This is a genomic window from Terriglobales bacterium (genome assembly GCA_035457425.1).
Taxonomy (GTDB): domain Bacteria; phylum Acidobacteriota; class Terriglobia; order Terriglobales; family Acidobacteriaceae; genus JACPNR01.
Genome location: DATIBR010000145.1, coordinates 1 through 8,007, shown reverse-complemented (window position 1 = coordinate 8,007; position 8,007 = coordinate 1). Strand labels below are relative to the sequence as shown.

At 67.2% G+C, this 8,007-nt stretch carries 8 protein-coding genes; all 8 read right to left on the bottom strand.

The window, feature by feature from the left end; genetic code table 11:
• Positions 1-1,284 (bottom strand): DUF4139 domain-containing protein (locus tag VLA96_11020; protein ID HSE49729.1); only part of this gene is annotated, 1,284 nt, incomplete at its 3' end.
• 47 nt (positions 1,285-1,331) lie between these two features.
• Positions 1,332-2,189 (bottom strand): DMT family transporter, encoded by an 858-nt coding sequence (locus VLA96_11015; GenBank protein HSE49728.1) that lies wholly within the window; start codon positions 2,187-2,189, stop codon positions 1,332-1,334.
• Positions 2,190-2,199: 10 nt separating this feature from the next.
• Positions 2,200-3,186 (bottom strand): aldo/keto reductase, encoded by a 987-nt coding sequence (locus VLA96_11010; GenBank protein ID HSE49727.1) that lies wholly within the window; start codon positions 3,184-3,186, stop codon positions 2,200-2,202.
• An 8-nt stretch (positions 3,187-3,194) separates the two neighbouring features.
• Positions 3,195-4,550 carry a glutamine synthetase family protein gene (locus VLA96_11005; GenBank protein HSE49726.1) on the bottom strand — a complete coding sequence of 452 codons (1,356 nt, stop codon included), beginning with the start codon at positions 4,548-4,550 and terminating at the stop codon, positions 3,195-3,197.
• Positions 4,547-5,830, bottom strand: a complete 1,284-nt coding sequence (locus VLA96_11000) for a Rieske 2Fe-2S domain-containing protein (protein ID HSE49725.1) — start codon at positions 5,828-5,830, stop codon at positions 4,547-4,549. Before VLA96_11000 ends, VLA96_11005 begins: the two co-directional genes overlap by 4 nt.
• Positions 5,823-6,803, bottom strand: a complete 981-nt coding sequence (locus tag VLA96_10995) for a cupin domain-containing protein (GenBank protein ID HSE49724.1) — start codon at positions 6,801-6,803, stop codon at positions 5,823-5,825. The genes VLA96_11000 and VLA96_10995 overlap by 8 nt, the downstream gene beginning before the upstream one ends.
• Positions 6,800-7,324, bottom strand: a complete 525-nt coding sequence (locus VLA96_10990) for a Uma2 family endonuclease (protein ID HSE49723.1) — start codon at positions 7,322-7,324, stop codon at positions 6,800-6,802. The genes VLA96_10995 and VLA96_10990 overlap by 4 nt, the downstream gene beginning before the upstream one ends.
• A 10-nt stretch (positions 7,325-7,334) precedes the next feature.
• On the bottom strand, positions 7,335-8,007 hold a 673-nt coding region (locus tag VLA96_10985), incomplete at its 5' end, for an ABC transporter ATP-binding protein (protein ID HSE49722.1).

Sequence of the window (8,007 nt, the reverse complement as noted above, 5' to 3'; positions counted from 1 at the left end):
GGCCTCCTTCTTCGCGTTGCGCAGCACGATCTCGTAGGCGCTCTCGAACACGTAGCTCGCCCGGTTGGTCGGCTCGCGGCGCTTGAAGTCGGTCTGCTTCTTGTCCGCGGTGACGTCGAAGGCTTCGCCGAGCTTCAGGCGCACGGTCTCGTTCTTCGGCGTGTGGTCGATGCGGTCCTCGCCGACGAATTGCGCGTTGCCCGCGCTGTCCTTCTTGTAGACCCGCACCACGCCCTTCGGCATCGGCATGCCGAGCCGCGACGACTCGCGGTTCTCGAGCTGCACGAACACGCCGACCTTCAATTTCTGCCCGATGCCGCCCACGCTGGAGCGGTAGTAGTAATCGCTGCCCTGGAGCACGAGCTCCTTGGTGACCGGCACGCCCTGCGCGGCGAGCAGCGCGACCTGCTTGGTCTGGTTGTCGGAAATGGTGGTCGGGCGCTGCAGCGTATAGAGGTGGTACTCGAACAGCGACTCCTGCGCCATGTCGTTGCGCGGCGCCTCGGCGGCGGCGGCGCGTTGCGCCAGCATGGCCTTCGCCACGCGCAGCTCGTCGGGCACGCGGTTCACGTCGCCCGCGACGAGCTGCAGCCTGGCGTTCGGGTAGGCCGTGCCGCTCTGGTTGGTGAGCGTCACCCAGCCGTTCAGGTCGAGCGCGGTGTCGGCGGCGTTCAGCTCCGCCACGTAGTCCGCTTTCCAGGACAGCCCGCCGGTCAGGTAGGAGAGCTCGACGGTCTGCGCGCCGCTGCGTGCCGCGTCGAGCTCGCTCACCAGCGTCGGGCGGTCGCGCAGGTTCGCCGGCACGCCGTCGTACACGATGCGCCCGGGCAGGCCGGTCTCGATGCGATCGCCGATGCGCAGCACCACGCCGGCGTTCGCGGCCAGCACGGTGGCGGTCTCGAACGATTCCTCTCCGGATTTTGGATTGATCCTGAAAACCCTGACTTGCCGGCCGACGTATTTCTCCAGCAGCTTGGCCGGGGTGAGCAGGTCGAAGTCGAAGTTCTGCTCGAGCAGCGAAAGCGAGCCGGGATGCGAAAGGCTGCGCAGCAGCGCGGTCTCCGGGCGCATCCGCGCGCTCACCTCCCGCAGTGCGAGCCGGTTGCGGCCGGCGTCGAAGCCGATGCGGCGTTGGTCCTTCACCAGCGCCAGGTTCTCGTTGTAGATCGTGACCGCGACCGACTGCTGGTCGGCGAGCGTGCTCGGTTTTTCCTGGACTGCCGCGTGTGCCAGCGGGCAAAGGGCCAGCGCAACGGCCGCCGTGACTTTTTCCAGCATGGGCATGGTGTTCTCCTTTGTCCCCCGTTAAACGGCGGGGCGCGGAGAAAGGGTTAACGGCGCAGCACCAGCGCCAGCGCGACGATCACGAGGGCCGCGCCGGCCAGCATGCCCGCCGTCACCGCCTCGTCGAGCAGCAGCCAGCCCCACAGCACGCCGAGCACCGGCACCGCGAGGCCCACGGTGAGCGTGCGCGACGGCCCGATGTCGCGCACCAGGGTGAAGAAGGGCAGGTAGGCGAGGCCGCTGCAGACCACGCCCACCGCGACCAGCGAGAGGGTGGCTTCCAGGTGCCACTGCTGCACGGGAGGCGCGGTGGCCCAGAGCGGCGCCATCAGGATCGCCGCGAAGGCGATCGAGCCGGCGGCGAGCCCCATCGGCGGCAGGCGGCCCTGGCGCTGCTTGATCATCACGCCGGCCCAGCCCCAGAAGCCCGCGCCCGCGATCGCCACCAGGGTTCCCAGGAAAGTCCTCAAGCTCAGCTCCACCGGCCCCAGGTTGACGATCAGCGCCACGCCCGCGACGCCGAGCGCGAAGCCGGCGATGCGCGCGAGGCCGAGGCGCTCCTTCAGCACCGGCACCGCGATCACCGCGGCCCAGAGCGGCACCATGCCGTTGATGATCGCGAGGTAGCCGGCCGGCAGCACGCTCGCCGCCCAGGCGAAGCACACGAACGGCGCCACGTTGTTGACCAGCGCGACCGCGAGGTGGTCCTTCCAGTGCTCGAGCGGCGCGATGCGCTGGCGCGCCACCCAGACCGCCCACGGCACGAGGAACAGCGCCGCGCACAGCGCGCGGCCCTCGGATACCGCGGCGGTGCCGAAGAACGGCACCGCGACGCGCAGGAAGATGTACTGGAACGACCACATGGTGGCCAGCGCCAGCCACCGTGTGGCGTCATACGGTTGCAAGACGCTTCTACTACTGATACACGCGTTTCATCGTTTCGGCCGGGTAGCGCGTACCGGCACCCGCCCCGACGGGGGCCGCTTCGGAGATCTTCTTGACTTCTTCAGGGCTCAGGCGAATCTTCGCCGCCGCAAGATTCTCGTCGAAGCGCTCGCGCCGCTTGGTGCCGGGAATGGGCACGATGTCCTTGCCCTGGTGCAGGAGCCACGCGAGCACGAGCTGAGCCGGCGTGCATTTCTTGTCCGCCGCGATGGACTCGAGCTGCTTCACGATCGAGACGTTCTTTTCCAGCGCCTCGCCCTGGAAGCGCGGGTGCTGCAGCCGCCGGTCGCCCTCGGGCAGGTCGGCCTTGCCGTGCACCGTGCCGGTCAGCATGCTGCGGCCGAGCGGCGCGTAAGCGACCAGGCTGATGCCCAGCTCCCGGGTCGCTTTGAGCGTTTCCTCGCCTTCCTTGCGGTACAGCAGCGAGTACTCGTTCTGCACCGCCGCGATCGGGTGCACCTTGTGCGCGCGGCGGATGGTCTCGGGGCGCGCCTCCGACAGGCCGAGCGCGCGCACCTTGCCCTGCTCGACGAGGCGCTTCATCGCGCCGACCGTGTCCTCGATCGGCGTGTTGGTGTCGACGCGGTGCTGGTAGTAGAGATCGATCACTTCGATGCCGAGGCGCTTAAGACTCGCCTCGCACGCCTGGATCACGTACTCCGGGCGGCCGTCCACCGACTGCTTGCCGTCGGGCAGCTTCACCTGTCCGAACTTGGTGGCGACGACGACCTTGTCGCGCTTGCCCTTGAGCGCCTTCCCGAGCAGCGTCTCGTTGTGGCCCCAGCCGTACATGTCGGCCGAGTCGAGGAAGTTGATGCCCTGGTCGATCGCGTAGTGGATCAGGCGGATCGACTCGTCGTCGTTCGCGTTGCCGTAGACGCCCGACATCGACATCAGGCCGAGGCCCAGGGCGGAGACTTTGATGGGGGTTTTGCCGAGAGTTCGTTGCTCGATCATGCGGTTCCTCAGAAAAGGTCGAAGTATTCGCGCTGCTCCCAGTCGCTCACTTCCAGGTTGAAGCGGGCGATCTCGGCTTCCTTGATGCGGCAGTAGTAGTCGACGAACGCGGCGCCGAAGCCGTCGCGCAGCGTCTTGCTGGCGCGCAGGTGCTGGAGCGCCTCCTCCAGGGTGCGCGGCAGCAGATCCGCCTTCGCCTCGTACGGCGTGTCGGCCGCGCGCGGCAGCGCGAGGCGGCGCTCCAGGCCGTCGAGGCCGCACCAGACCTGCGACGCGAAGTAGAGGTAGGGGTTGGCGGCCGGCTCGCCGATGCGGTTCTCGATGCGCGTGTCCGGGTCGCGCGGCGCGCCCACCACGCGCAGCAGCGCGCCGCGGTTCTCCTTGCCCCACACCACGCGGTCGGGCGCGAGCGAGTAGGGGCGGAAGCGCTTGTAGCCGTTCAGGGTGGGCACGGCGAGCGCGCTGGCGGCGCGCGCGTTGGCGAGCAGACCCGCGAGGTATTGCCTGCCGGTTTCGGAAAGATCCTCGTTCTGTGAAACGAAGGCATTCAACCCGTTGCGGCGCAGCGACTGGTGGAGGTGCCAGCCGCTCGACATCACGTTCGGCAGCTTGGGCCGGCACATGAAGGTGGCGTGGAAGCCGTGGCGGCGCGCGATCTGCTTCACCGCGCTGCGCAGCAGCATCATTGCGTCCGCGCCCGCCATGCCGCTCTGCGGGCCGAGCGTGAGCTCGACCTGGCTCGGGCCGAACTCGAGCTCGAAGGAGCGCAACGGAAGCTCCAGCCGCTCCAGGTCTTTCCTCAGTACATCGATGATCGGTTCCACCTGGTCGTACTTGTGCTCGGTGAGGAGCTGGTAGCCGGTGGTGAGGAGCTCGACGTCGGGCGGGTTGCCCGGCTGGCCCGCGTCGGCGGGCTGGAGGCGCGGATTGGTAATGCGGAAAAGGTGGAACTCGACTTCCAGCCCGGCCACGAACTCGTAGCCGAAGCGCTCCAGGCGCTCGAGCGCGTGGCGCAGCTGGCTGCGCGTGCTGAACGGGATCGGGCGGCCGTCCTGGAACTGCAGGTCGCAGAGGAACCAGCCGGTGTCGGGCGCCCAGGGCAGCACCTTGAAGGTGGACTGGTCGGGGACCATCAGGATGTCCGCCGCGCCCTGCATCTCGATGATGCCCACCCCGCCGCCCGGCGTGAACGCCGGGAACACGGTCTTGTGCGAGGTGTCCTTGAGGAGCAGCGTGCTGGTCATCGTCACGCCGCGCTCCATCGCCGCCTCGGCGGCCGACACGGTGAGCGTCTTGCCGCGCAGCACGCCGTGCTGGTCGGCGAACGAAAAGCGGACCTGCTTCAGCCCCTTCGGGAAGTTCATGCCGCCCAGGCGGAGCGCTTGCGGCGCGTCTGGTCCGATTGCTTCCAGTACTCGTCGATCGACGCGGTCGGGCCGATGCCGTCGATGGCCGGGGGCCCCGAGCCCTTGTCGGCGACCACGAACTCGCCGGCTTCATTCCTGCGGATCGCGTCCAGCAGCAGCCGCCGGTAGAGCACGATGCCCTTGTCGGTGGTGCCGAGGTTCTCCTTCGTGCGGTCGGCGATCGGGCCTTGCGATTCGCAGGCGAACTGGTCGTGGATGTTGATATCGAAGCCCATGCCGGTGAAGGTCTTCGACTTCTGCTCGAGCGCGTCGAAGCCCCAGGCGTTGTGCCTTCCATGGATGGGCTTGTACTCCGGCGCCGGGTAGGTCCTGAGCCGCTGGTTGCGCATCGTGTCCTTGTCGACCGGCGCGCCGAAGCTGGTGAAGATCGAGTACCAGTAGCAGCCGGTGTCGTCGACCGGCACGTGGAACTGCGTGATCGTCATTTCCGCGTTCATCGGGATCACGAACGCCTGCGGGAAGAGGATGTTGGTCACGCGGATGTGCGTCTGCGCCTCGCTGATGCGCCGCAGGGTATGCAGGCGCATGCCGTACTCGGTGCGCTCGACGCGGATCTCGGGGCGGTCGTACTCGCGCAGCACCTTGCTGATCGGCAGGTCGGAATCGGCCGGCACGCCGCGAAACTGCTTGCCGTAGCTTGCCGCGGTGTCCTCGTCCTCGAAATACTTGTGCAGCCATGACGCATGCGCCGGGTCGATGCCGACTTCGAGCGCCTGCAGCCAGTTGCAGTCCCAGTAGCCCTTGAACGCGAAGGTGTAGGCGTCGGGCGCGACGAAGCAGTCGAAGTCGGGAAACGCGGGCGGCGCGCCTTCGCCGAGATAGCCGAACAGGATGCCGCTCTTCTCGAGCACCGGGTACGCGAGGGTCTTGATGTGGTCGCACAGCCGGCTGCCCGCCGGCTCGGCCGGCGTCTCCACGCACTTGCCCTTGCCGTCGAACTTCCAGCCGTGGAACGAGCAGCGCAGGCCGTCGGGCTCGATGCGGCCGTAGGCGAGGTCCGCGCCGCGGTGGGGGCAATGGCGCTGCAGTAGCGCGTATTGATTGCCTGCTTTGTACAGAACCAAGTCTTCGCCGAAAAGCCGGACGGCCTTGACCGGGCGATCGCCTTTCATTTCGTCGACCAACGCCACCGGCTGCCAGTAGCGGCGCAGCAGCTTGCCGGCCGGCGCGCCCGGCCCGATGCGCGTCATGAGCTCGTTCTGCTCGCGGCTAATCATGCGACTCGCGATAGAGCGACAGCGCCTTCATGGCCGGGATGTCGTTGAAGGAGAACAGCACGGCCTCGCCGCGGGCGCCATGGCGGTACTTCGTCCATGACGGCACGCAGAAGATGTCCTTCTCCCCCCACTCGAAGCGCTGGCCGCCGACCTCGGACCAGCCGCGGCCGGTCGCGACCTGGTAGACGACACTGCCGGTGTGTCTCTTGAAAGGAGATGTGTTTGTTATCAACTCGAGGCTGGCCCCCATGGTCGGCATCACCGGCCCGCCGGTCAGCGGATTGGAATACTCGTAACGGCCAAGTTTCTTCACTTCCCGATACGCGTCGTCCCACTTATAGAGAAACACGGGCGAGTAGGGCTTGGACCAGTTCTCGCGCGACAGCGGCGCCGGGGTCTGGTTGACGCGCGGGTGAACCTCGTAGAAGTTGGCGTCGAGCGAGTTCATGAGCGGGATGTCGAGCCCGTCCTGCCAGATGCACTGCGTGCCGCTCGCGTCGACGCCGTGCTCGTGCCAGGTGCCGTTCGGCGTCAGGACGAAATCGCGCGCGCCGAGCTCGAGGCGCTCGCCGTCCACGATGGTGTACGCGCCGCGCCCCTCCATGACGAAGCGCAAGGCGCTCGCCTGGTGGCGGTGCGCGGACGCGGCCTCGCCGGGGTTCATGATTTGCACGCCGGTGTAGAGCAGGCCCGAGGCCGCGCTCCATTCCTTGCGGCCGGGGTTGACCAGCATCACCACGCGGCGCGCCGCCTTCTCGGCGGAAACGAGCCTCGCCGCATCTCTTACATATCTTTCGATTTTTCTCCACGCCCACAGCGTCGGAATGGACTTCGGCTGCGGATACCAGGGCTCGATGTCGTTTGCGACGTTCCACAGCGCGCCCAGCTTTTCGCCTTCGAGCGCGCGGTAATAGGCCTCGAGCTCGGGAGTGTCCTCGACGTTCGCGCGGCCTACGACGTTTTCGCGCTTCACAGGTAGTCGGTCGTTACGTCCGGTGCGCTGACAGCCACGGGAAAGCGGCTTCTCGGCATCTCGCCAGAGGGGTCGATGTAGCGAATCGATCCGTTCTGCGCGACGATCCAGACCTCGTGCGCGCCTGCTTCCCGGTAAGCGCGAGTTTTCTCGGCGATCTCGGCGTCGACGTTCGACGGGGAGTAGATCTCGACGCAGATTTCGGGCGCTCGCGGTAGCGGCGACGAATGCTTGTGCTGCATGCGGAAGGCGTTCGAGGCCCAAACTACGTCCGGCACGCGAACGCCGATGTCGGTCAGGACCGGGCATTCGGTGATGACCACGCCGTCCTTCAGCTGCTGCTGGAGCTGCATCGCGACTTCGGTTTGCTGGCGTCCGTGCCCCACGCCCGCGGGCGGCCCCATTTCGACCTTGCCCCAGGCGTTCAGCTCGATCTTGTAGGGCAGGTCTTGCAGCGATGGGTCGCGGCACATCTCGTTCCAACGAGCGATCAGCAGTTCAGGCGTCGCTATGTTTCCCATATCAAAAAGTCTACACCCCGAGGTATCGGTGCTGGACGTTCTTGTCGGCCGCCAGCTCCGCCGACGTTCCACTCCACACCACGCGGCCCTTCTCCAAGACGTAGTGGCGGTCCGCCACCTGGGTTAACGCCCTTACGTCCTTGTCGATGACCAGGAGCGACAGCCCTTCGCCCTTCAGGCGCTCGATCGAGCGGTAGATGTCGGCGCGGATCAGCGGCGCGAGGCCCTCGGTGGCCTCGTCGAGGACGAGCAGGCGCGGGTTGGTCATCAGCGCGCGGCCGATGGCGAGCATCTGCTGCTCGCCGCCGGAGAGCTGGTTGCCGTAGTTGCCCTGCCGGTGCTTCAGGTTTTCGAACAGCTTGAAAACCGTGTCGAGCGTCCAGGGTCCCTTGCGCGCGGTGGCGAGGAGGTTCTCGCGCACCGTGAGGTTCGGGAACACCTGGCGTCCTTCGGGCACCAGCCCGAGCCCGGCCTGCGCGATGCGGTAGGACGGCAGCGCCTGCAGCTTCCTGCCTTCGAAATCGATGCTGCCGGCCTTCGGGCGCGTGATGCCCATGATCGAGCGCACCGTGGTGGTCTTGCCCATGCCGTTGCGGCCGAGCAGCGAGACCACCTCGCCCTTGCCGATGCGCAGGTCGATGCCGAACAGGACCTGGCTGCGTCCGTAGGAGGTCTCGAGGCCG